This window comes from Bradyrhizobium valentinum (assembly GCF_001440405.1).
GTDB lineage: Bacteria > Pseudomonadota > Alphaproteobacteria > Rhizobiales > Xanthobacteraceae > Bradyrhizobium > Bradyrhizobium valentinum.
Map to the genome: position 1 here is coordinate 125,220 of NZ_LLXX01000143.1, position 22,862 is coordinate 148,081.

The 22,862-nt window shown below is 59.5% G+C and carries 21 protein-coding genes; 14 read left to right on the forward strand and 7 right to left on the reverse strand.

The window, feature by feature from the left end; translation table 11 throughout:
- Window positions 1–80: 80 nt before the first annotated feature.
- The 4 genes from CP49_RS25550 to CP49_RS46320 all read left to right on the forward strand — a co-directional run bounded on the left by CP49_RS25550 (window position 81) and on the right by CP49_RS46320 (window position 4,485).
- Window positions 81–1,241 carry an AGE family epimerase/isomerase gene (locus tag CP49_RS25550; protein WP_057852927.1) on the forward strand — a complete coding sequence of 387 codons (1,161 nt, stop codon included), beginning with the start codon at window positions 81–83 and terminating at the stop codon, window positions 1,239–1,241.
- Between the two features lie 128 nt (window positions 1,242–1,369).
- A complete protein-coding gene (locus CP49_RS25555; RefSeq protein ID WP_057852928.1) occupies window positions 1,370–2,551 on the forward strand; it encodes a glycosyltransferase family 4 protein in 1,182 nt (393 codons plus the stop codon).
- 488 nt (window positions 2,552–3,039) lie between these two features.
- Window positions 3,040–3,591, forward strand: a complete 552-nt coding sequence (locus CP49_RS48980) for a cold shock domain-containing protein (RefSeq protein WP_063791768.1) — start codon at window positions 3,040–3,042, stop codon at window positions 3,589–3,591.
- A 666-nt stretch (window positions 3,592–4,257) separates the two neighbouring features.
- Entirely contained in the window at window positions 4,258–4,485 is a 228-nt protein-coding gene (locus CP49_RS46320) for a hypothetical protein (protein ID WP_197423232.1), read from the forward strand.
- A 1,858-nt stretch (window positions 4,486–6,343) separates the two neighbouring features.
- Here the strand turns inward: CP49_RS46320 and CP49_RS45160 are convergent.
- Entirely contained in the window at window positions 6,344–6,625 is a 282-nt protein-coding gene (locus tag CP49_RS45160) for a hypothetical protein (protein WP_156438657.1), read from the reverse strand.
- A gap of 617 nt (window positions 6,626–7,242) precedes the next feature.
- On the opposite strand from CP49_RS45160, the gene CP49_RS45165 reads away from it, so the two are divergent.
- The gene (locus tag CP49_RS45165) at window positions 7,243–7,437 is read left to right on the forward strand and encodes a hypothetical protein (RefSeq protein WP_156438658.1); all 195 of its coding nucleotides are present in this window, start codon (window positions 7,243–7,245) and stop codon (window positions 7,435–7,437) included.
- Between the two features lie 587 nt (window positions 7,438–8,024).
- On the forward strand, window positions 8,025–9,179 hold the full coding sequence (locus CP49_RS25585; RefSeq protein ID WP_057852933.1) for an epoxide hydrolase family protein: 1,155 nt from the start codon (window positions 8,025–8,027) through the stop codon (window positions 9,177–9,179).
- A 38-nt stretch (window positions 9,180–9,217) separates the two neighbouring features.
- On the opposite strand, the gene CP49_RS25590 is transcribed toward CP49_RS25585, so the two are convergent.
- The 6 genes from CP49_RS25590 to CP49_RS25615 form a co-directional block, all read right to left on the reverse strand.
- Complete coding sequence (locus tag CP49_RS25590) at window positions 9,218–10,159, reverse strand: GAF domain-containing protein (RefSeq protein WP_057852934.1); 942 nt, start codon at window positions 10,157–10,159, stop codon at window positions 9,218–9,220.
- Window positions 10,160–10,404: 245 nt separating this feature from the next.
- Window positions 10,405–11,061: a 2-hydroxychromene-2-carboxylate isomerase gene (locus tag CP49_RS25595; RefSeq protein ID WP_057852989.1), complete on the reverse strand. Its 657-nt coding sequence runs from the start codon at window positions 11,059–11,061 to the stop codon at window positions 10,405–10,407.
- Window positions 11,062–11,589: 528 nt separating this feature from the next.
- Entirely contained in the window at window positions 11,590–13,500 is a 1,911-nt protein-coding gene (locus CP49_RS25600; RefSeq protein ID WP_057852935.1) for a flavin-containing monooxygenase, read from the reverse strand.
- Between the two features lie 14 nt (window positions 13,501–13,514).
- Complete coding sequence (locus tag CP49_RS25605) at window positions 13,515–14,288, reverse strand: SDR family NAD(P)-dependent oxidoreductase (RefSeq protein ID WP_057852936.1); 774 nt, start codon at window positions 14,286–14,288, stop codon at window positions 13,515–13,517.
- Window positions 14,278–14,934 carry a TetR/AcrR family transcriptional regulator gene (locus tag CP49_RS25610; protein WP_057852937.1) on the reverse strand — a complete coding sequence of 219 codons (657 nt, stop codon included), beginning with the start codon at window positions 14,932–14,934 and terminating at the stop codon, window positions 14,278–14,280. Before CP49_RS25610 ends, CP49_RS25605 begins: the two co-directional genes overlap by 11 nt.
- A complete protein-coding gene (locus CP49_RS25615; protein ID WP_057852938.1) occupies window positions 14,931–16,427 on the reverse strand; it encodes an AMP-binding protein in 1,497 nt (498 codons plus the stop codon). Before CP49_RS25615 ends, CP49_RS25610 begins: the two co-directional genes overlap by 4 nt.
- A gap of 169 nt (window positions 16,428–16,596) precedes the next feature.
- Between CP49_RS25615 and CP49_RS25620 the strand changes: the two genes are divergently transcribed.
- The 8 genes from CP49_RS25620 to CP49_RS25650 all read left to right on the forward strand — a co-directional run bounded on the left by CP49_RS25620 (window position 16,597) and on the right by CP49_RS25650 (window position 22,859).
- The gene (locus CP49_RS25620; RefSeq protein ID WP_057852939.1) at window positions 16,597–17,856 is read left to right on the forward strand and encodes an ABC transporter substrate-binding protein; all 1,260 of its coding nucleotides are present in this window, start codon (window positions 16,597–16,599) and stop codon (window positions 17,854–17,856) included.
- A 99-nt stretch (window positions 17,857–17,955) separates the two neighbouring features.
- Window positions 17,956–18,858, forward strand: a complete 903-nt coding sequence (locus CP49_RS25625) for a branched-chain amino acid ABC transporter permease (protein WP_057852990.1) — start codon at window positions 17,956–17,958, stop codon at window positions 18,856–18,858.
- Window positions 18,855–19,871, forward strand: a complete 1,017-nt coding sequence (locus CP49_RS25630) for a branched-chain amino acid ABC transporter permease (protein ID WP_057852940.1) — start codon at window positions 18,855–18,857, stop codon at window positions 19,869–19,871. The genes CP49_RS25625 and CP49_RS25630 overlap by 4 nt, the downstream gene beginning before the upstream one ends.
- A 127-nt stretch (window positions 19,872–19,998) precedes the next feature.
- Entirely contained in the window at window positions 19,999–20,757 is a 759-nt protein-coding gene (locus CP49_RS25635; protein ID WP_057852941.1) for an ABC transporter ATP-binding protein, read from the forward strand.
- Window positions 20,754–21,470 (forward strand): ABC transporter ATP-binding protein, encoded by a 717-nt coding sequence (locus CP49_RS25640; protein ID WP_057852942.1) that lies wholly within the window; start codon window positions 20,754–20,756, stop codon window positions 21,468–21,470. The genes CP49_RS25635 and CP49_RS25640 overlap by 4 nt, the downstream gene beginning before the upstream one ends.
- Window positions 21,471–21,502: 32 nt before the next feature.
- A complete protein-coding gene (locus CP49_RS48720) occupies window positions 21,503–21,631 on the forward strand; it encodes a hypothetical protein (protein WP_276326853.1) in 129 nt (42 codons plus the stop codon).
- A complete protein-coding gene (locus CP49_RS25645) occupies window positions 21,628–22,404 on the forward strand; it encodes an enoyl-CoA hydratase/isomerase family protein (protein ID WP_057852943.1) in 777 nt (258 codons plus the stop codon). Before CP49_RS48720 ends, CP49_RS25645 begins: the two co-directional genes overlap by 4 nt.
- Window positions 22,404–22,859: a MaoC family dehydratase gene (locus tag CP49_RS25650; protein ID WP_057852944.1), complete on the forward strand. Its 456-nt coding sequence runs from the start codon at window positions 22,404–22,406 to the stop codon at window positions 22,857–22,859. Before CP49_RS25645 ends, CP49_RS25650 begins: the two co-directional genes overlap by 1 nt.
- Window positions 22,860–22,862 lie beyond the last annotated feature (3 nt).

Here is a 22,862-nt window from a genome sequence, read left to right on the forward strand (position 1 = left end):
CTTCGATGCTGCTCGCGGCATAAACCTGAAACCCTAACGCTATTATATGAAGCCGCCTCCACGGGCCGCGGGAAGGTAGAATGACGGGCATCGACATAACCGCACGACCAATTGGGCCCGAATACCAGGATATCGTCAAAGCCCTGAAGTCCCTTATGATCGAGCATTCGCTGCCTCTATGGTCCGGCGAAGGCTGGGATGCGGCGGCCGGCGGCTTTATCGAAAGGCTCGATATCGAGGGCAGGGCGGATCGTGCGGAGCCGCGGCGTGTCCGGGTTCAAGCGCGACAGATCTATTCGTTCGCCAAGGCGGCTCAAATGGGCTGGTATCCGGAAGGCCGTGAAATCGCAATGAGCGGCCTGGACTATCTTTTGGCGAAAGCCAAAAGCCCGGATGGTCAGCCAGGCTTTGTTCACTTGCTGGGTCCGGACGGTTCCACGATCAACGCGATGCGCGATACCTATGACCACGCCTTCGTGCTGCTCGCGCTGTCGACATTATATCAGTTGAGCGATGATGCCCAGGTTCGAAACGAGATCGAATCTTTGCTCGCGTTTATCGACCACGACCTGCGATCGCCTCATGGCGGGTTCATCGAGGGAATTCCCGCAACGATGCCGCGCCGACAAAATCCGCAGATGCATATGTTCGAAGCGTTGATCGCAGCATTCGATGCGATGAAGGATTCCGTTCTTCAGAATCGCGTCGGCGATTTATACAGTCTCTTCGTTGCGAGTTTATACGATCCGCAGCGTCAGGTTCTCGGCGAATATTTCGAGGAGGACTGGTCGAAAATAGAGCCTGTCAGTGTTGAACCGGGGCATCAGGCGGAATGGGTGTGGCTGCTGAGGGGCTTTGAACGGATCACGGGCTGTCCAACCGCCCGGCATCGCTCGCAGCTGCTTAACTCGGCCCTGCGATATCGCGATGACGTGACGGGCTGCTTGTTTGACGAGGGCGACGCAGAAGGGAATATCAGAAAGTTCACCCGGCGCTGCTGGCCTCAGACGGAAATCGCCAAAGCGTGGGTCGCGCAGGCCGAGGCGGGAGAGCAGGGGGCGGCTGACGAAGCTCGTGAGGCCCTTGCTCGACTGCATCGAAACTATCTGCGCCATCCCGTTTTGGGTGGCTGGTACGACCAGTTTGATCGCGACGGCCGATCGTTGGTTAGTTTCATTCCGGCCTCTTCATTCTATCATGTTCTCTGCGCCATCGCTGAAGCGGAGCGGGTTCTCGGCTGATAACTGCTGCCGCTTGGAAAATGAAATGAACTAATACAGTACTCCGGTATTCCTTGATCGGTAGAACCTGGGACCGCTTTGATTCACATTGTTTCTGGTCCGATCTGTTTCTGGGAAGTAGAGCCGGGATGCTCAGCATCAAACCTGCTATCGAGAAATTGTTTATGAAAAGCTCTAACGACGGAGTTGACGGAAGGTCAATCTGGGCGATCAACGGCCGCTTCATGACCCAACGGATGACGGGCGTTCAACGTTATGCGCATGAAATCGTTGCCTCGCTTGACGAAATATCCTCCGAAGACGGCGATGTCGCGAGGCGGCTTGGATTTGGACTTGTTATGCCGCCCGGTGTGGACGCAAGACCTGCGCTTTCGCAGATCGATGTTCGCCAGACAAAGTTCGGCTCGGGTCATGCCTGGGACCAATTGGTTTTGCCTTGGCATGGAACATCCGGCGTCCTGAGCCTTGGAAATTTCGGTCCGGTGCTGGCGCGACGTCACATCGTATGCATTCACGATGCAAATACGTTCATCCAGCCGGGAAGCTACTCACGCGCCTTCGGCCTGGCTTATCGCACATTGCTGCCGTTGATCGGCAGGAGAGCCAGCAGGGTCGCGACCGTGTCGCAGTTTTCCGCGGACATGCTGGTCAAATACGGGATATGCCGACGGGAAAAGATCTTCATCGCGCCCAATGGCCACGAGCACGCGCTGAGATGGGACGCAAAGCGGGCAGAAATTCCACTCCTCAAGGTCTTGAAGCGGCCTTACGTACTTTTGCTCGGCAGCAGTGCAAAGCACAAGAACATCCATGTCATCCTCGAGCAGGCTCCGGGACTTGATGCGGCAGGCATCGACATCGTCATCGTCGGCGCGGCATCGAGCATTTTTTCGGCGCATGCGCCAAACTATCAGCGATCCAACATTCATCACGCCGGCTCTGTTGGCGACGACGATCTGGCCGCGCTCTATGAGGGCGCGCTATGTCTGGCGTTCCCTTCCAAGACGGAGGGATTCGGGATTCCACTAGTGGAGGCAATGGCCAGGTGTTGCCCCGTCATCTCGTCAAATGCGGCAAGTCTGATGGAGGTCGGAGGGAACGCGATTGCTTACGTGGACCCCGATAACGGCGATGGCTGGCGGGACGCGATCGTCGGTTTGTCACGGAATGAAGGTCGTCGTGCGACAATGATTTCAGAAGGCCGAAAAAGGGCGGCGCTGTTTTCCTGGAGATCCAGTGCGCAAATCTATCTTGCGGAAATCATGCATCTAATCAGGGAGGTTGCCCCGCAAAGCCGGGCCGGCCTCTGATTTACCTCAGGAATGCAAGCCAAGCGATTATCGCCCACATCGAGATGCTGATGGCGAGGGCATAGATCCATGGCCATGGTGACGAGTGTCGGAGGCCCGGCCCGCGTCGGGCCTTCGTTCCGATCACATAGTCGGCTTGATCAACAACGCTGATTGTTGATCGAGCACCGAAATAGCCGAATTTGGACTCTGACATCCGTACCTTGCCGCAGAAGTTTGTCAGCCTAGAGGAAAAACTAAAGAGTTAACAAGATGTTCCAGGTACGGCCAATATCGGGCCATTATGAGATCAGAGCTGCCGACCAGCCCTTTTTCAGGCTGCCGGTTTTACGGCTTATCAGCAATTTCCGGGATTCTAGGCCTCTATTTCAGGCACAAAATTGCGAGGTCAGGACATCGGGGTATCTGAAACCGGTTCTGATCGCTTGGTAAGAAAGGAAGATCGTCAGCTTGCCTTGCAGTGCAATATTGCGAGGCGCTAGAAAATCATGGCAACCGGCATCGTCAAGTCATTTAGCCAGTCCAAGCGATATGGGTTTATACGATTAGATTCGGGCGGTCTGGACATTTTTGTTCATCTTTCGGCGGTGAGGCAGGCCGGTCTTGCAGATCTACGCAAAGGTCAAAAAGTATGTTTTGACATCTACGACAACCGGGGTAGGGCGGCTGCGAAGAATTTGCAGCTGAAACCGGTGATTAAGGTCGCCTCGGAACGGTCAGCGACACCGATCCAGAGTGCGATCCTCGAAAGCGGCGGGAGCGAAATGAGATTTGCAATGATAAAAAAGGCCACCCCAAAACGCACGCTGATTCCGCGCGCGGCTTTGGAGCGAACTCTCGTGGAGAGGATCAGAGCCAGTGATCAAAAGTGCGAGGGTTTCCTAGAAATTTTTGTCGAGCGTGTTGTCCCAGTATCGCACGGGAGTGCAAATTGGACCGTCAAAGGCGTTAGATATGGGAAAGCGATGCGCGATCAATGCAACATTGCGATCACTCGTTGTATCGAAGACAGCCAGCTCGAGTTCGAAATCTCGGATTGATACGCGAAGCAATGCGCCTCGCTGGGATCAATTTCGAACGCCATGCCGATAGAACCGTCCCAACGCCAAACGAGACGGCACTTGCGCACAGTATGAAAATTATCGAAGGAAAGTTCGAACTTCAGTGGCAGTAGATCGACGCGAGCTAGTTCAATCCGTGCGCTCGCATTGTGATGTTTCTCACCTCGCAGGCTTAGCGCTAAAGAACAACGCTGCAGTCTTTGAAATCGTAATTCTGCCAGCCACGCGTTTCTCAATCAGCTCGGTCATCCGCGAACTCAACGAATTTCTTGTAGATCCAACGTCGGCCGTCGTAGCGTCGCCAAACCTTTCCATGCACCAGTCGGCCCGTAATCGATCTTCGCGGGATGACGATGGTCCATAGATGCCAGATCTGCATCCATGACGCAGGTGGTTCCAAGCTCCCCGGTAGACGGCTGTTCTCGCCTTCTGCAATCATCTATGTAGCTCACTGCGAATAGCGCCAGGGGCATATGGTTTCCTGAAGGCCTCGCCAAGACGGATTCGGAAACGGTGCGCCAACTTATTTCGTCCTGGATGAGGTGCAACGAAATGTCCGCATTAAGATTGATGTGGAGAAAGAAGGTTAAACCGGGAACCCGAAGCAGAATTGGCCCACACCAGATCCGGGCTGGACAAGTGGGAATGATCGTCAACGTGCTTTCAATTTCCAAACCTCAATTGCACGCCAAAACATCCACCCTGTTACGCGCTAACGCATGTTGGATGACGCCACATATTGCGCCCGAGATCATGCTGATGGTTGAACTGCTTGGCTCGGGCGTAGCGCCCGGCCATCATCGCCGAGCGTTTGGCGATGCGGAGATAGCGTTGCCGTCCCCCGTGCTTGGTGGCCAGGCGGTTGCGGCGTGATCGCGGCCGTGCACCAGCTTGGCCGCATTCGGGAAAGCTGCTGTTGTTCGGTTGCATCGCGGCTGTCTATGTGACCCGCTTAAGCTCGTTGCCTCGCAAGCCCGCTCTTGTCACTTACTGGCGCCTTTAAGGGTCTTCTAGGTAAGCCTACTAAGGCCTCACAACAAACCGGAGGCGAGAGACAATTGCGAACCAGCGATGATTACCTTTTTGCGCATTGAAAAATGTTAAGCGATTGTTTTGTATCGGGGCCCACTCCGATGACATCAATATTGGCGTTGGGGCTACCGTGTTGCGCATCCTCCACGAAGGGCCCGACGTCGAGCCACATGATGCGTTCTGTCAGGAAACGCGGCGCGCCTTAGAGACGCGCGGCGAGGGGCGAAGCATCTGGTTGCGCGACAAGTCGCTGATCTTGGCTAGCTTCACCGACACTCTACGTCCGGAGCATAAGGGGGCAGACCAAACAATTATCTAAGCAGCGTCTCAACCTCGTAAATCCCGACCTGATCCTGACCCATTCCCGCAAGGGCGGGCATCAGGACCACCGGGTCGCGAGCGAGGTAACCTGGAATACATCTCTCGCATCAGATCTGGGAATACGACGACGGTATGGCTGGCCCCTGATTTGACTGACGCCCGCCAAGGGTAAACGCGTCGCGCTCTGGTGCGCCGCCGCGGGCTCTTAGCCAAAAGCAGCTTCAGTTCGTGCCCGGGGATCCCAGTCCGTCCCTTATCGCTGTAGAGAGAGGATCTCATCGCTATAGAAAGGGGGTAAAGTCCCAGTCAAATCTGGCCGGGGAGCCGGGCCAGTTTGTCCTTCAGGTTGATTGTCCGATCAAGCTGCGCTCGCACCGCCTGAAGGCAATCGAAATTAAGGAACCAAGTCCTTGGGTTCCCGTTGTGAATTCAACCAAGGAGCCGGTCATGCGTTTTCCTCATTCCCTCGTATTAGCCGCTTGTATCGCCTTACTACCGATCGGAACGGCCTTAGGTCAGGGGGCGGGCGGTGGTGGAAGCGCGGGTGCAACAGGCGCCGGCGGTGCGGCTGGTGCGGGAGCGACGCATCCCTCCCCGCCCATTTCGGGTCAGTCTCAACCACCCGTGGCGCCCGCCGAAGTTCGTGGGATTGCTGAGCAGTCGCCTAGTTCATCAACAGGACTGGCAAAGCCCGCAGAAGACGGTATTGGCACAAAGATAGTTCCTGCAAGGCCGTGCAGCACGGCCGCTCGAGAAACGGATGGGACGACGACTTGTGTGGGTATCCCGGGTAAACGTTGACGGATTATTCCAATCCTCTGGTCCGGGTGTCGCCGGGGGAGCCACTAAGAACAGGCGGCCTGACATGCCAATAGCGCCCTTGGTTAGTCAGTCATGAGGATTCCCGGTACCGCCGGACGACAGCCTTGCCCGCGATTAGGACGTCCGGCCCCTTCATGTGATTTCTCAGTCGAGTTCGTCAGGTCGCTTTTGCAGGCTTGGCTGGAAAATGCCGGACCAAGGCCGATCCAACCGCGGGACCTGCTTCAGAACGGGGCCTGCTATGATGGTGAATGCAGGTTTTCGCACTGCTGCTTTGAATAAGCAGGAAGTAGAGCGCTGCCATCACACGATGAGCAAGGAAGGATTTAAGGGCGAGATCGCAAAAAAATTGTTCTTGCAAGCCATTTCAACAAGCGAGCGCAATGAACGAAACCGGTTATCAGATCTAGTGCCCACATTGTGTATCCGGTAGACGATGGACCGCGAGTCAAGTCCGGTAGCCTCTCCCACTTCCCGTGAAGCTTCGACGCTTCGCGTGGCAAGGTATGTTGCCTGAGTGGGCACGTGACAGCTGCGGCTCCGACAGATCGCCTGGTCAAGAAACAAAGTTTACCAAATAGACCAAGGTTACATCATCTTCTGAAGCGACTTGTGCATTCGCAGCTTCGTACGCCGAGCGTTCGTCCGCATGAGCGATGCGAACATTGATTGATGGAGGTGCATCGCTTTCAAGAAAGTTTCTGGCGAGTAGCTCGCTTAAGTGTTCTGCCGTCCATTCGCGGCAAACCTCTTCAGCTTCGCTATGCCGCTTCGCCTGAAATACGAAGATTGCTACTCCATTGATATCGACTGTAAAGGTTGATCTGGAGAATGGCATAGAGCGACCTGTGCTACCTCTCACCGAAGCCGCAGGGTGAGCCAATCGCATCCAAACCGGCGATTGTGAGCTGCAGCTTGCCATTCACCTCTATCGGCCTCTTGTTCTGGGTGAAAGAGATCTCTCTGATCATAACTACCACCCCGACCTTTTCCGGCACCATCGTGACCGACGGGTTATGGCGGAGGGCAATGGGAGTCCGACTCTGCCGCGCGGGGCTAGTTACTGAGAAGGTGTCAACTACTGTTATCTGGGAACCAAAAGCGTGTTATTGCACGCAACCAAGCGCGCACTCTCATGGGGTAGGTATAAGGGTGGGCACCCGGGTGCTCCGCCGCGCGGCGGTGCGGCATCTCAGGAAAACACCGACGCGCTAAACTGGTGCCAAAACGAGAATTTGCCTCGAACGTTCCGACAATGGTCGTTGTCCGACCTGTGACGAGGGCGCGCAAAGGCGAGCCGCCTACATCCGCACTAAGCCCTAAGTAACGGCAATAATTCATCTTTTCCCCGCGGCGTATTAACGGGGGCCCGGCTGGTGGAGCGAGAGTTGACGAAACCAATGTGGAATGCTGCAATGCAAACCATGCAGTGCGAGTATTATTGCGAGTATTATTATGGGCGAGATTGTAGAGAGTATTTTGAGAACGTCCGGCCGCAGCGAATTGGATGCGCAATCGCGCGCTAAGATCATACGTTATCTTGAAACCCTGAAATCTGCAGGGAACAAGGACAAACAACAACTGGCTACCTTTGGTCTTGCTTATCTCGAACAGCTCCTTAATCCCGATCCTCGATATACTGGCTGCTAAGTACGTGGCCACGCGCTAGTAGTCTTCCAACTACTTGCAAACTTGCCGTCGTGATCTTCCCCTGAAAAATGCAGGGGTAAGCTGCTTTGATTCGATCGGGCTGATGTAGCCGATTGCCGAGTGGCGACGCGTTCGAATGTAAAAGCCTTTGATGAGGCTAAGATCTCACGCTGGCCCCCCACCCGTGTTGCATAATGCCGGAGATGGACAAGCTAAGCCTTGAGCATGTGGAGAGAAGCTATCCATCGGCGCGTTCTCGTGGCAGTCGACCTTGCGGCTCATCTAGGCCGGAGCCGGCGGATTGCATCGAATTGCGATACTCCGACGAGGCACATATTGAACGCCCCCAGGCCGCGAGGGTATCTACAACGGCGCTTTCGGGGCCGGTAGTTAGCTTCTTACGAGCAGCAGTGGGTAAGCCCGTGCAGAGAAACCGGCGTACGGAATTCGAATTGCCTCACGCGCGAGGGAGAGAGGGTTCAGCATTTGCATGCGGTGCCACTGACGGGCATTATCCGGCGTTTAGAATGCAACGAGCCGACTCCTAATCCATGTGATTTCACTGAGCTGCGGCTGGATAATGTCTCATGGGTACAGTAATGAAGCCTTACCGCATTTCGATTAGCGACGCCGTGCTTGACGATCTCAAATCACGGTTGCGCAACACGCGCTGGCCGGAAGCCGAGCTGGTTGACGACTGGAGCCAGGGCGCGCCGCTGAAATGGATCAGGGACATCTGCCGATACTGGGCGGAAGAGTACGATTGGCGTGAGCGCGAGGCGCGGCTCAATCGCTTTGCGCAGTTCACCACCGAGATCGACGGGCTCGACATTCATTTCCTGCACGTCCGTTCGCCGCACCCGGAAGCGATGCCGCTGATCATCACGCATGGCTGGCCGGGCTCGGTGGTCGAGTTTCACAAGGTGATCGAGCCGTTAACCGATCCGACCGCGCACGGCGGTAACGCCGCCGACGCGTTTCACGTCGTTTGCCCGTCACTGCCCGGCTTCGGCTTTTCGGCCAAGCCGACGAGGACCGGCTGGGGCATCGATCGCATTGCGTCGAGCTGGGCGACGTTGATGGATCGTCTTGGGTATCAACGCTACGGCGCGCAGGGCGGCGACTGGGGATCGGCGATCACCACCGCGATCGGTGCACAGGATTCCGCGCACTGCGCCGGCATTCATATCACGCTGGCGATGTCGATACGGCCCAACGTGGAAGGGCAGCCGACGCCAGAGGAAGCGCGCGCGCTGAACGACATTCAGTATTACGCCGATTGGGATTCCGGCTATTCCAAGCAGCAATCGACCCGGCCGCAGACACTCGGCTACGCCTTGACAGATTCGCCCAGTGGGCAGGCCGCGTGGATTCTGGAAAAATTCTGGGCCTGGACCGATTGCGATGGCCACCCCGAGAACATCCTTGGCCGTGATGAACTGCTCGACAACGTCATGCTCTATTGGGTGACGGCGACCGCCGCCTCATCAGCGCGTCTTTATTGGGAAAGTTTTGGGCCGAAGCGCCGCACCGTTCACAAGGTGATGGTACCGACCGGTGTCACCGTCTTCCCCAGGGAGATCGTCACGCCGGTTCGAAAGTGGATGGAGGCGAGCTACATGAATATCCAGCACTGGAGCGAAATGCCGAAGGGCGGCCACTTCGCGGCGTTCGAGCAGCCGGACCTGTTCGTGCGGGAAGTGCGGGATTTTTTCCGGACGTTGCGAAGGGCCTCGGCATAGCGCCTTCTGGCACACGCGCAAGGCGGCTGAACGCGCCTTCAGAGATACCAGGCGAGCACGGCCTTGAGCAGGGCGTTTTCGATCACTGGCAGCACAACGATCTGGTTCATGCCGGCTGCGCGCGCCTGCTGCGCTGCGATCGATTCATCAACCTTCAGATGCTCGTTGATGGCGGGCATGCCCGTCGCCCAGGCACCGCCGATACTGCCTTCGCCCTTGCGTATCGTCTTTTCGGCATAAAGCGAGGTCAGATCGGCATTCTTGCTGCAATCGCCGCAGTGAAACACCAGTTCCGCTCGCGACGGGTTGGGCACCCAGATCTCGAACCGTCGGGCGATTGGCGTCGCCTGCGCGGACAGGAAGCTCATGACCCAGGTCTGATCCGGGGGTGTCGTGTAGGGAATGCCGACGCCGCAATTGATGCCGATTTCGCTCGCTTCCTCCCAACGCAGGAAACTCTTGGCGTTGTGCAGATCCTTGATGATGAGCGGCATGCCGGCTTTCCAGGCGCGGCCGGGCAGGCCGAACCCGCGCGGGAACTTGGTGTGCCGAGAGTTGAACTCGAACATGTCGGCGGTGCCATAATAGCCGTCGACCAAGCCCATCTCGTGGGACTTCTCCGGATCGTTGTGCCACAGCTCGATAGCGCCAACGTGCTTTTCGTCATCACCGCAGAACAGCACCATCACGGCCATCAGGAATTCGCCGGCAAAGACAGGCAGCGCCACGCCGCAGGTCAATCCGGCTTCGATCGCCTCGTCCGTGCGCTTGAAGTAGGAGTTTGCAAATTTTGTGAGGATGACGGGATGGCCGCAGGCCCAGGCCTTGCCGGGCAGCCCTTCGCCATAGGCGAACAGCGCATTTTCGCTGACGGCCTTGAACTCCGAATACTCTTCGCTGCAAAGACAGCCGCCGAATTCCAGGCGGGTGCGGGTTCGGTCGGGCACCCACAATTCAACCACTCGAATGAATGTGTTCATCGGGACGCACCTGTCGCTACGCCTGACATCAGCATCGGCGATTTAGCGACGTGATGTGCGAACAAATTACAGGCAGGCGCCGCCCAAAGATCGTGCGGAGTCTCGGTCTCGCGGCGTGATCACCGCGGGCACTGGGGCTTCCTGTGCACCGATGTTTTGGCGCAATGCTCGTTCACGGCCTCCTTCACCGCCCATTCGTCGGCGAGGTCTTCCAAGAGATCGCAGATAAAGACGACTGCGAGCGGCTAGCTTGAACCGCGAGGCCCGTGACGTCGCACCCGGTGGCGGCTGCCCAGCGCCATCGCGATCGATTCCGGGTTTCTGATGCGCTCGATCAACATGTCGATGCGATCGCCGCCCCAGAACAATTCGCCGTTGAAGATCATGGACGGCACGCCGAACACGCCGAGTGCTTCTGCCTCATTGATGATGCGGTCATGTTCTGCCCGCGCCGGGCCGTGGACGTAAGCCTCGAATTCTTCTGCTGAGCCGCCGATCGAGGCGATCACGCCCGAAATATCCGACAGCTCGTCGATTTCGAGATCATGACTCCAGAAGCGCCGGAATACCGTGTCGTGATAGGGGCGAAACAGGCCGTGGCGCTGCGCGAACAGCATGCCGGCGCTGGAATAGAAAGCGTCGTAGATGCGCCGCGGACCTTTCATGGTGAGGCCTTGCGCGTTGGCATAGCGGCGCGCGTCCATATAGGCGTAGCGCACCTTGCGCCAGAAATGCGGCGTGCGCTCCTCCACCGTTCCCATGAATTCAGGAATGCGCAACGTGTAGGGCAGCCATTCCAGTTCGACGCCACAAGTTTGCTCGAGCTCAAACAGCCGCTTGTTGGCGACGAAGGCGTAAGGGCTCTTGTAATCGGTGTAGATTCGTACGCGCGGCTTTTCCATGGCGTGTCCCTTGCTCGATCGGATCAGTATCTGCGATCCGAATAGAGCATGGAACCATGCGGCACGGTTTTGATATTGCAAAAACGAATGGGCCCCGGTGCATGAAAGCATCGCGGGGCCCTACATCTTCGTTATAGGCGAAGGATTTCTGGTAGACACCAGTAGGTCTCAGGATCCGGCAGCGCGTGGCCTTGGCGCTCCAGTCCCGCGGATATGTTCGGATTGTTGAAGGCGCGATGAGGCTGGCAGCTGCTTATGACCTCGAACGCACCCGGACCTTGCGCTGAGCAAGGTCACCGGTCTGATCCGGTGGCGTCATGCTCCTCTCCAAGAGTTGGCCCAACGGACTTGTGTCCGCTCCCGCTGCGTGTCGTCTCGATCATCTAACCGGGGCGCCAATGCCTGCTAAAGTGAGGAGCCACCCGCTCCGTGACTTCAACAGGTGCAGCATCGAAATGCTGCGGCAGATGCCGGTCGGTGTCAAGCCATCCCAAAGTCAACTCGCGCGACCGGTTCCCGGGAACTGGTTCAAGCCTTTGTCTGGCGGTAGTTCCGTAGGTCGGGGTCGTGGGTCATTGCCCAGTAATCCACAAACCGCCAAGGCATCGCCGAAAACACCCGGCCCTGGCTGTTGCGGTAATAGGTGGTCATGCCCGGATGAGTCCAGATCAACTGCTCATGCTCGGCATCCACTTGTCTGACGTACTGATCGTGCGCCTCGGGGCGAACATCGATCGCGGCGATGTCGTGCTCGATCATCTCGACGAGACAGGCCGAGATATAGCGGCTCTGGCATTCCGACTGGAAGATCACGCTCCCGCCATGCGCGGGACCTGAATTTGGGCCGAGCATCACGAAGAGATTCGGAAAGTCCGGCACGGTGAGGCCAAGATAGGCGGTCGGGTTGTCGTTGGCCCAGGCCGTCTTCAGATTCTTTTCGTCACGTCCCGTGATGTTGAGGCGAGCGGCCATTTCCGTGACCTTGAAGCCGGTCGAGATAACGACGATGTCGGCAGGCCGCAGCTTGCCGTCGGCGGCGACGATGCCGTCGCGTGCGAAATGGTCGATCTTGTCGGTGACCAGTTCGACATTCGGCCTGGTCAGCGTCTTGAACCAGTTGTTATCGAGCAGGATGCGCTTGCCATAGGGCGGATAGGTCGGCACGCATTTCTCGATCAGGTCCGGGCGGTCCTTCAATTCGGACAGGATGAAATCCGTCAGTTCCTCACGATGCCGGTCATTGCCCTTGTTGACGGCGCGCTCGGGGTGCGGCCAGTCGGGATCCTTGCGCAGAAACGGCAACAGGCCGTCGCCGTAGCGCCAGAACATGTTGAAGCGATACCACTGCACATAGAACGGCAGGTGCGCGAGGAGCCACTGCGCTCCCTCGGTGATGGGATCAGAATAGCCTGCAACCGGACGCGCCCATTGCGCGGTCCGCTGATAGACGGTGACCGAGGCGACACGGCCCGCGATCGAGGGCACCAGTTGCATGGCGGTTGCGCCGGTGCCGATGACGGCAACATGCTTGCCGTCGATCTTGACGTCGTCGGACCACAAAGCGGAATGCAGCGTCAAGCCTTTGAAACTTTCCTCGCCCTTGAAGTGCGCCGGATGCGGGTCGTTAAGCTGGCCGATCGCGCTGACCAGTATGGTCGATTCGAATATCTCGTCGCCGTTGGCGGTCTTCAACGTTGAAATCCAGCGCCGCTTGCTCTCGTCCCAGCGCGACGATGTCAGTTCCGTGTTGAGGCGGAGATGTTTTCGAATGTCGTGTTCGAGTGCGACTTTCTTGAGATAGTCGAGCAATTCCTGGCGCTGGGCGAAATAGCGCGTCCACGGATTACGCCGGCCGAACGAGAACGAGTACGAATGGTTCGGTGTATCGACGCCGCAGCCGGGATAGCGATTGACATACCAGGTGCCGCCGAGCTCGTCGTTCTTCTCGACGATGGTGTAGGGAATGCCGAGCCGGCCAAGCGCGACGCCCAGTGCGATGGCGCAGACGCCCGCGCCGACGATCAATACATGCTGCTGCGCCAGCTTCTCGTTCGACGGCGGTCTGGTCCAGCGCGCCTCCCGGGGAATAAAGCCCATTTCCTCGCGCATCAGCGGCGCATACTCCGGCGCAACGTGCTCGCCGAGCGTGGCGCGCATCATCTTCAGCATCAGGTTGTTGCCGGGGTCTGATATGACGGGCTTCGGTTCACCCTTCGCGAACAGCTTCAGCACCGCAGTGCGGATTTCTGCCTGGATCTCCGGAGCGACGCCAGCGTGCGGATCCGGGATCAGACGGACGTCGCGCTTCGGCCTGTAGGGCGGCTCCAGCCAGCGCTCATCGCCGGTCATGTGGACCAGTACCATCAGCAGCACGCGGATATCGCCCTCGGCAATCGCCGACGACAGATCGAGTTTCTTGCGAGGTAGCTCGATATTCATGCTGGTGTCCTCGTTTACGCGCCTGGTGCGTCCGGCAAGCCGCCATAGGCGGCCCAGGTGGTGCCGGCGATATAGCCGGCATCGACGGGCAGGTTGATTCCGGTGACGCCGCTGCTCATCGGCGACAGCAGCCATGCGATTGCCTGTGCGACTTCGATTGGCTCGACCAGCCGGTTCATCGCGGTCGGGCTTTCCAGCCATTTCCTGTTCAGCGCGCCCGAAGCGATGCCGGCTTCCAGCGCCACGGTACGCGTGAAACCGGGCGAGACCGCGTTGACGCGAACGCCGCTGCGGCCCCATTCGGCGGCTAGCGTCTGCGTGATCTGAATGACGCCGGCCTTTGCCGCCGTATAGGCATGGATCGGGCCCGACGTCATGCCGGCAACGGAGGCGACGTTGACGATCGCGCCGTGACGGCGCTCGGCCATCTTCACGCCGGCGCTGCGGGCGACCAGAAACGTGCCGCGCAGGTCGATATTGACCTCACGGTCCCATTGATCCATCCGCACGCGCTCGATTCGGTGCATCTTGCCGAAGACGCCGGCGGCGTTGACGAGGCCAGTGATTGGGCCGTGCGCGGTCTCGATATCGGCGATGCCGCTGACGACGGCGCTTTCGTTCGCGACGTCGAATGGGGCCGGCCAGAGGATGACTTGCGTCCCCGCCAGCGGCTCCGGCGCGATGTCAGTGACAACAACGCGCCGGCCTTGTTCGGCCAAGAGCGTGGCGGTTGCGGCGCCAATGCCGCGGCTGCCACCGGTGACGAGGACGATACCCTCAGCGGTCATTGCTATTGCCTTCATCCGGTGTGAACAGGCCGCGTGTGACCAGCTTTCGATAGGCGGAAATGACGTGCTCGGGCGCCGCCGTGACATTGCCGCCAACGTAGGAATAGCGACGGCTCAGATAACCGCGCGCGCCCATCAGCATGTGAACGATGGCTTCGAACTCCTGGTCGCTATAATCGACGATCGCGCCGGCTTGACGCGCGCGCCGGAGGATACGGACGTAAGCGGTCGCGATATTATCAAGATGCTTCTGATAGCCGGCCGGCGCGAAATGTTCGGCCTCGTTGAGGATGCGCAAAAATTCCGGCACCTCGCGGATGAAGTCGAAGAAGGCGCTGAACCGTTCGATCTCCTGCCTGGCTGCCTGCGCGTTCCCGGTGCGCTCGCGGATGAAATGAACCATGTCGATGCCGATCTTCGGCAGCAACTGGTCGAGCAGTTCCTGGCGGTTTTCGAAATGATTATAGAATGTTCCCTGGGCGACGCCGGCTTGCTCGGTGATGCGGGCGACGGAAGCCTCGGCGTAACCATACTTGCCGACGACCTTGGTGGCGGCGTCGAATATCTTGCGCTTGGTCCAGGCGTTGCGCTCGACGCGGTTGAGTTTTGTCCCTTTGCCCGATGCGGTTTGCGGAGATTGCGTCATGCGTGGGATTCCAGCTCGGCGCGCAGCACGCGCTTTAGGACTTTTCCGGAAGGGTTGCGCGGCAGGCTGTCGCGGATGATGAGTTGCTTCGGCACCTTGAAGCTGGCGAGGTGCGCGCGGCAGTGCTCGGCAACAGCGGACAATTCCAGCGTGGCGCCGTCCCCCAGCACCACGACAGCGACCGGCTTTTCGCCCCAGCACTCGTCGGGCATGCCTATGACGGCAACCTCGCGCACCTGCGGCAGTTCGTAGATGACGCGTTCCACCTCGGAGGAGGCGATGTTCTCGCCGCCGGAAATGATCATGTCCTTCTTGCGGTCGGTCAGGTAGAGAAAGCCGTCTTCATCGAGATAGCCGACGTCGCCAGTGCGAAACCAGTCGCCGAAGAATGCGGCGGCGGTCGTTTCGGGATCCTTCCAGTAGCCTTGCGAGACCTTTGGCCCGCGCATGCAGATCTCGCCGTTCTCGCCGGGTGGCAGTCGACGGCCTGCATCGTCGCGGATTTCGATCTCGACATGGGCGATGGCGCGGCCGGTAGAACCGATCTTTTCGATCTCGCGGCCGGCTTCCATGAAGGTGTCGCCACCGCAGGTCTCGGTCAGCCCATAGGCGTCGATGTAGCGGGCGTTCTTGAAATAATCGGAGAAGGCGCGAATGCGCACTTCAGGGGTTTTCTCACCGCCGCCGATCGCCCAGCGCAGGCTGGAGACATCATAGCGGTCGCGGGTGGGGCAGGTGAGGATCGCGGTCGTCATGACGGGCGCGAACCATGCGGCGTTGAGCTTCTCCGCCTCGATGGCGGCGAGCGCCTGCTCGGGCTCGAAATCGCGGTGGATGGAAAGCAGGCCGCCATGCCAGAGCGCGGCAATCCCCGGCAGGTCGAGCGCGCCGACATGGTAGAGCGGTCCGACCACCAGCAAGCGCGTTTCCGCGTTCAATCCCAGTGCCAGGGTCTGATCGGCCGACTTCCAGTACAGGTTCTCATAAGTGAGCATCACGCCCTTGGGGCGGTCGGTCGTGCCTGATGTGTACATCAGCCGCATCAAGTCGCGCGGTTGCCTGACATGCATCGGGGCAGGTGCGATATCGGGCGCGAGAAGGGAGACACTGGATTGCGCTGATGCGTTGAGGAGGACCACCGGCGCGCCGCCAGCGGCGATACCGGCGAGTTCTTCGTCCGCAATCAGGATGCGTGCGCCGGAATTGCCGACGATGTAGCCGACTTCGTCAGCGGACAGGCGATAGTTGATTGGTAGAAACACCGCGCCGATGTGGCTCGCCGCAAACACCAGTTCGAGGAAAGCCGTGCTGTTCTTCATCAGCACCGCGACGACGTCGCCGGGACCGATCCCGCGCGAGATGAGCCATCCGCCGACCCGGCGGATACGGAGGTCGAACTCGGCGTAAGAGATATCCTCGCCGCGGTATTTCAGCGCACAGCGATCCGGCGTTCGCCTGGCGTGAAACGCGATGAAGCTCGAAAGATTGATCATTTCCCGTTCAAAAGGACGAATTCCTCCGCCCTTTCCCGTTTTATGAATTCTGACTCGTAATTCATCTTTCGCTTGACGTCACCCCCTTTGCTCTGAAATTCTTGGGCCATACGGAGACGACACGATCTCCGGCTGGGATTTGGGAACGCCAACCCGTAGGGAGGAAGCAATGACGAGAACCCGCAAACCGGGCGTGAGCCGACGTGCGACGTTGGCGATGATGGGCGCCGGTGCCGTAACATTCGCGGCACCTTGGGTGGCGCGCGCGCAAGCCAAGACCATCAAGGTCGGCATGCCCACCATCCTTTCCGGGCGCGTGGCGCAGCTCGGAACCTCCTCGCGCAACGGGGTGATGCTGGAAATCGAAAAGGTCAATGCCGCCGGCGGCCTGGCCGGACGGCAGATCGAGATGGTGATCCGCGATTCCAAGGGACAGCCGCAGGAGGCCGCCCGCGTCGCGCGCGAACTCGTCAATACCGATGGATGCGAAATCCTGATTGATGCGGAAGCCTCGTCAGGCGCGTTCGCGGTGCACGAGGTGGCGCGCGATCTCGGCGTGCTCTGCCTTCACACCAATTCGGAAACCTCGGCGCTGACCGCCGATCCCAAGCAGCACATTCCCAACGCATTCCGCACCGCGCGCCAAGGCGTGCATGACTCGATCGTCGGCGGCAGCTATGCCGCGGCGATTGCCAAGGCCAAAGGGCTGAAGAAATGGGCCACCTGTTCGCCCGATTACGCCTATGGCCGCGACACGACGGGCGAATACGTGACGTACCTGAAGCGCTTCGCCCCCGACACCGAAATCATCAGCGAGTCCTGGCCAAAGCTGTTCCAGCCTGACTACACCGAGGTGGTGACGAAAATCCTGCAGGCCAAGCCGCAGGCGCTGTATTCCTGCCTGTGGGGCGGCGACCTGACGTCCTATATCGACCAGGCCAATATCTACGCGCTGTTCAGCCAGATGGAGGTGTTTGCGGTCAACATGGCCGACTACACCGCGCTGACGGTCGTGAAGAACCTGCCGAAGGGCATCCACTCCGGCAACCGCTACATCAAGACCTATCCGGCAACCCCGGAGAATGCCGCGTGGGGCGACGCCTACAAGGCGAAATACAACGAGTATCCCACCAACTGGTCATGGGAAAATGCCACCGCGATCATGCTGCTCGCGGAAGCCTCCAAGAAGGCGAACTCAGCCGACGGCAAGAAGATCGCGGAGGCGCTGCGCGGCCTGAAGATCAAGTCGCCATTCGGCGCAGACGGCACCGTTACCATGCGTGCGGAAGACCAGACCCTGGTCGGCTATGCGATCGGCTGGGGGACGACGATCCCGCAGGAACCGTATGTGCCGCAGGTTCAGGCGGGCGACTGGAAGACGATCTTCGAGCTCGAAGCCGAGTGGAAGAAGAGCAAGGGCTACACCTGATCGATCGGCGATAACGGAGGCGACGCAAGCCGCCTCCGTTTCGTTGCGGAATGTTTCTCGCGTGCTGCTCGCTTCGGCACGCCGCAATGGATGCTTCCCTTGGACCTCGACGCGCTTACCGGCTGTCTCGCCAGTTCCGCCTGTCTGGTGACGCAAACCACCAGCGGCTTCATCATTGGCATGTTGCTGTTTCTCGTCGCCGTCGGGCTGACGCTGATCTTTGGCGTGCTCAAGGTCGTCAACTTCAGCCACGGCGCTTTCTACATGTTCGGCGCCTATTTCGCGATGACGGCCTATCAGTTCTCGGGCAGCTTTGCGCTCGCGATGCTGTGCGGCGCGGCGGGGACGGCTATCCTCGGCCTGATCTTCGAACGCGTGTTCATGAGCCGCGTCTATGGCGCTGACGTGCTGATGCAGTTGCTCGTTTGCTACGCCTTCGTGCTGATCTTCGACGATGTGGTGCGGATGATCTGGGGGCCAGAATTCAAGTCGATGGGGATGCCGGCGGCGTTTCAGGTGGCGCCCCTGTTCATCGCCGGAGGCGTCGTGCCGCCGTATTATCTGCTGCTGATCGGCGTCGCGCTGGCGGCCGCGGTGATCCTTGGGCTTGGCCTTGCCCGCACCAGGATCGGCAAGGTGATCCGGGCAGCCGCGCACAATCCGGGCATGGTGTCTGCGCTCGGCATCAACACAGGTCTTATCTATGGCGGTGTATTCGCCCTCGGCGGCATGCTGGCGGGTCTTGCCGGTGCGCTCGCGGCGCCGGTGCGCTCGCTGACGCCGGGCATGGGATTTTCCGTGCTGATCGAATCCTTCATCGTCACCGTGATCGGTGGCATGGGCTCGATCCTGGGCGCGCTGATTGGCGCTATCTTGATCGGCATGATCCGCTCGTTCGGATCGCTCGGCTTTCCCTTGTTCACGGAAGGCCTGATGTATCTGTTCATGGTGATCGTGCTGGTGTCGCGCCCGACCGGCCTGTTCGGCAAGGAGGTCGCATGACCGAGCTGCAGGCCGAGCAGGCTGCCGCAGTGCCACAGGCCGAAGCCGGATTGCAGCGCTCACGCTATTTCGACGTATTGATCGCGTTGGCGGCCTTTGCCGTGCTGGCGATCCTGCCGATGCTCACCGGCAGCAAGGCGCTGCTCGATTTTGTCATCCGTTGCTCGGCGTTCGGCCTGTTCGCGACCTCGCTCAACCTGCTGGTGGGTTATACGGGCCTGGTTTCGTTCGGGCATGGCATGTTCTTCGGCCTTGGCGCTTATGGCTTTGGCCTGATCATGCAACGCACTGGCGTCCCGGTCCCGGTTGCCTTTGTCGCAACGCTGGTCATCACCACCATCATCGCTGCCGTGATCGGCGCGATCTGCGTGCGGCTGAAGGAAATCTATTTCGCCTTCGTGACGCTGGCGTTCCAGATGCTGATCCACAGCACGATATTGTCCTGGGTGTCGCTGACGGGCGGCGACCAGGGGCTGCGCGGCGGCATTCCGCGCCCGGCCTTCTTCGGCATCGATCTGTCGAACCATGTGCATCTCTACATCGCAAGTTGCGCGCTGCTGGTGATCGGGCTGCTTTTGATGCGCCAGATCGCCCAATCGCCGTTCGGCTATACCTTGCGGATGATCCGCGACAACGCCAACCGCGCCAGCTTCGTCGGCATCGATGTCTGGCGGGCAAAACTCACGATCTTCGTGCTGGCGGCGTTGTTCGCCTCGACGGGCGGCATCATCATGGCGCTGTTCGTATCGGGCGCGTATCCCGAGTTCGCCTACTGGACGATCTCGGGCGAGGGCATCTTTATCAACATGCTGGGCGGCGTCACAACGTTCCTGGGGCCGATGGTCGGCACGGTGCTGCTGTTGATCCTCAACGACACTGTGACGCGGCTGACCGAGTATTACGGCATCGTGCTTGGCATCGTGATCCTGTTCTTCGCCATCGGCCTGCGAAAGGGCCTGATGGATTTTGTCGTTGAATGGTACACGCAACGCCGCAATGGCCCCGGGGAGTAGCTATGACTCGTGGACGTATTGCACAGTCATTCCGGGGCGTGCGAAGCACGAACCCGGAATCTCGAGATTCCGGGTCTGGTCCTGACGGACCATCCCGGAATGACGATGTGGGGGAGCGCGGCTAGCCATGCTGGAGATACGCGCCCTTTCCAAATCGTTCGGCGGCGTCAAGGCGACCGACAATGTCACGCTCAATTTTGCCGACGGATCGCTCACCGCCGTGATCGGCCCCAATGGCGCCGGCAAGAGCACGTTCTTCAACCTGATTACCGGCGCGCTGAAGCCGGATTCCGGCCAGATCCTGCTCAACGGCGTGGACTTGGCCGGGCGTACGCCGCCCGAAATCGTGCGCCACGGCATTGGCCGGGCGTTTCAGGTGGCCAGCATTTTCCCGTCGCTGACGGTGCAGGAGACGATGTTGGCCGCCGTTTGCGCCGATCAGCGCCGCGCCAGCGTGCTGCACCGGCGCTTTCCGCTGGCCGAGACGCGCGACCGCGCCGGGCATGCGATGGAATTGCTGGGGCTGGTGAGCAAACGGAACCGCGTCGCGGCGACGCTGTCGCATGGCGACCAGAAGCTGCTCGATATCGCGCTGGCGCTGGTGCTCGATCCCAAGGTGCTGCTGCTCGACGAGCCGACCGCGGGAATGGGCACCGAGGAGCGCTGGCGGATGATCGACAAGGTGAGGGAGCTCTGGGAGAAGCAGAAGATCACGGTAGTGTTCATCGAGCACGACATGGATATCGTGTTCAAAATCGCACCCGAGATCGTCGTGCTCTGCTACGGCCGCATTCTTGTAACCGGCACGCCGGAAGCGATCCGCCGGAATGAGGCCGTCATCGAGGCCTATCTCGGCACCGAGCATCACGCCGGAGCCGCGGTATGAGTGCACAGCCGGTCGTGCAGGTCGAGGATCTCGACGTCTATTACGGCACCAGCCAGATACTGTTTGGCGTCGGCCTGTCGGTGCGCCAGGGCGAGACCATGGCGCTGCTTGGTCGCAACGGGGCCGGCAAGTCGACTACCATGAAGGCGATCATGGGACTTGCCCCCGCGCATCGGGGCAGGGTCACTTTACGCGGCAAAGTAGTGTCCGGACTGAAGCCGCATCACATCGCGCGCGCCGGTCTCGGCTTCGTGCCGGAGGATCGCCAGATCTTTCCGGAGCACACGGTCGAGGACAATCTGGCTATCGGCGCCAAGAAGGGGCCGAACGGCGAAGACGAATGGTCGATCCGGCGCATCTATGACGTGTTTCCGCTGCTGGAGCCGCTGCGCTACCGGATTGCGGCCCGGTTGTCGGGCGGTGAACAGCAGATGCTGGCGATTGCCCGCACGCTGATGGGCAATCCCGCGCTGTTGCTGTTGGACGAGCCGAGCGAGGGGCTGGCGCCGATCATCGTGCAGCGGATTGGCGAATTGTTACGGCAGCTCCGCGGCACCGGCGCGACGGTGCTGATCGCCGAGCAGAACATGCATTTTTGCCTTGGCCTTGCGAGTCACGCGACGGTTATCGACAAGGGCCAGATCGTCTACACAGCCGGTATCGAAGAGCTGAAAGCCAACGATAACATTCGGCAGCGCTATCTCGCGCTGTAGCTTTCGGCCGGCGACCTTCTCAGAAGGATGACTTGCGTCCGGCGCCTGATATAGGCCAGGACAGCTATGAGGTGCTGCTGGAAGCGGGTTTCGAGCGTGGCGCCATCGACGATCTGGTCAAGGCCGGCGCGGTGCGTCAGGCCAAGGGAGATAGGGCATGAGTGGAGATATCGTTCGTTATTCCGTCACAGGCAATATTGCCGAGATCATGCTCGATCGCCCCCCGGTCAACGCGCTCAGCATGGACCTGATCGATGCGCTGCTGGCGGCGCTTTCGAAGGCGCGGGACGACGAAGCGGTTCGCGCCATCATCATCGGCAGCGCGCACAAGGTGTTTTGCGCCGGGCTCGATCTGGATATCGTCCGCGGTATGCCCGGTATCGAGACCAAGAAATTCCTCGAGCGGCTGTATTTCGCGCTCAATGATACCCAGTATCGCATGGGCAAGCCGACTATCGCCGCCATCGATGGGGCGGTGCGGGCCGGCGGCATGACGATTGCGATCTCCTGCGACATGATTATCGCCGGCGACGCCTGTACCTTCGGCTATCCCGAGATCGATGTGGGCCTGATCCCTGCCATTCACTTCGTGCAATTGCCGCGGCTGGTTGGCAAGCACCAGGCTTTCGGACCGCTGTTTCTGGGCGAGCCCTTCGATGCCCTGACCGCGTTTCGCATGGGCCTGCTCAGCGAAGTGGTGCCGAAGGGGACGGCGCTTGATCGCGCGCGAGAGGTCGCAGGCAAGCTCGCCGCCAAATCCTCCATCGTCATGAAGATCGGGCGCGATGCCTTCGTGCGGGCGGTCGACGCCGACTTCCGCCGCTCGGTCGAAAACGCCGCCGAAAGCTTTGCGCTTGTCGCAACGACCGAGGACTGTCAGGAAGGCTTGAATGCATTCGTTGAGAAGCGCACACCGAACTACAGGGGACGCTGATGGCTGGATTGTATTTCGAGGAATTCGAGGTCGGCCGGGAATTTCACCACGAGTTCAGCCGCACCGTAACTGAAATGGACAACACGCTGTTCAGCCTGCTGACCATGAATCCGCAACCGCTGCATATCGATGCGCATTTTGCCGAAAGCACCGAATTCGGCCAGCGGCTGTTCAACAGCCTCTATACGCTTGGCATCATGATCGGCATGAGTGTCTACGATACGACGCTCGGCACCACGATCGGCAACCTCGGCATGACCGACGTCAAGTTTCCAAAGCCGGTGTTTCACGGCGATACGCTCAAGGCGCACACCAAGATCATCTCGAAGCGTGAAAGCAAATCGCGACCGAACCAGGGTATCGTCGAGTTCGAGCACACCATGACCAATCAACGCGGCGAGGTGGTAGCAAGCTGCCGCCGTACCGGCCTGATGCATTGCAAACCGAAGGCGTAGGCC

Bases quoted from the DNA above. Each gene is read 5' to 3' on its own strand.
- CP49_RS25550 (WP_057852927.1), top strand. From the start codon at position 81: ATGACGGGCATCGACATAACCGCACGACCAATTGGGCCCGAATACCAG.
- CP49_RS25555 (WP_057852928.1), top strand. From the start codon at position 1,370: ATGCTCAGCATCAAACCTGCTATCGAGAAATTGTTTATGAAAAGCTCT.
- CP49_RS48980 (WP_063791768.1), top strand. From the start codon at position 3,040: ATGGCAACCGGCATCGTCAAGTCATTTAGCCAGTCCAAGCGATATGGG.
- CP49_RS46320 (WP_197423232.1), top strand. From the start codon at position 4,258: ATGATCGTCAACGTGCTTTCAATTTCCAAACCTCAATTGCACGCCAAA.
- CP49_RS45160 (WP_156438657.1), bottom strand. From the start codon at position 6,625: ATGCCATTCTCCAGATCAACCTTTACAGTCGATATCAATGGAGTAGCA.
- CP49_RS45165 (WP_156438658.1), top strand. From the start codon at position 7,243: ATGGGCGAGATTGTAGAGAGTATTTTGAGAACGTCCGGCCGCAGCGAA.
- CP49_RS25585 (WP_057852933.1), top strand. From the start codon at position 8,025: ATGGGTACAGTAATGAAGCCTTACCGCATTTCGATTAGCGACGCCGTG.
- CP49_RS25590 (WP_057852934.1), bottom strand. From the start codon at position 10,159: ATGAACACATTCATTCGAGTGGTTGAATTGTGGGTGCCCGACCGAACC.
- CP49_RS25595 (WP_057852989.1), bottom strand. From the start codon at position 11,061: ATGGAAAAGCCGCGCGTACGAATCTACACCGATTACAAGAGCCCTTAC.
- CP49_RS25600 (WP_057852935.1), bottom strand. From the start codon at position 13,500: ATGAATATCGAGCTACCTCGCAAGAAACTCGATCTGTCGTCGGCGATT.
- CP49_RS25605 (WP_057852936.1), bottom strand. From the start codon at position 14,288: ATGACCGCTGAGGGTATCGTCCTCGTCACCGGTGGCAGCCGCGGCATT.
- CP49_RS25610 (WP_057852937.1), bottom strand. From the start codon at position 14,934: ATGACGCAATCTCCGCAAACCGCATCGGGCAAAGGGACAAAACTCAAC.
- CP49_RS25615 (WP_057852938.1), bottom strand. From the start codon at position 16,427: ATGATCAATCTTTCGAGCTTCATCGCGTTTCACGCCAGGCGAACGCCG.
- CP49_RS25620 (WP_057852939.1), top strand. From the start codon at position 16,597: ATGACGAGAACCCGCAAACCGGGCGTGAGCCGACGTGCGACGTTGGCG.
- CP49_RS25630 (WP_057852940.1), top strand. From the start codon at position 18,855: ATGACCGAGCTGCAGGCCGAGCAGGCTGCCGCAGTGCCACAGGCCGAA.
- CP49_RS25635 (WP_057852941.1), top strand. From the start codon at position 19,999: ATGCTGGAGATACGCGCCCTTTCCAAATCGTTCGGCGGCGTCAAGGCG.
- CP49_RS25640 (WP_057852942.1), top strand. From the start codon at position 20,754: ATGAGTGCACAGCCGGTCGTGCAGGTCGAGGATCTCGACGTCTATTAC.
- CP49_RS25645 (WP_057852943.1), top strand. From the start codon at position 21,628: ATGAGTGGAGATATCGTTCGTTATTCCGTCACAGGCAATATTGCCGAG.
- CP49_RS25650 (WP_057852944.1), top strand. From the start codon at position 22,404: ATGGCTGGATTGTATTTCGAGGAATTCGAGGTCGGCCGGGAATTTCAC.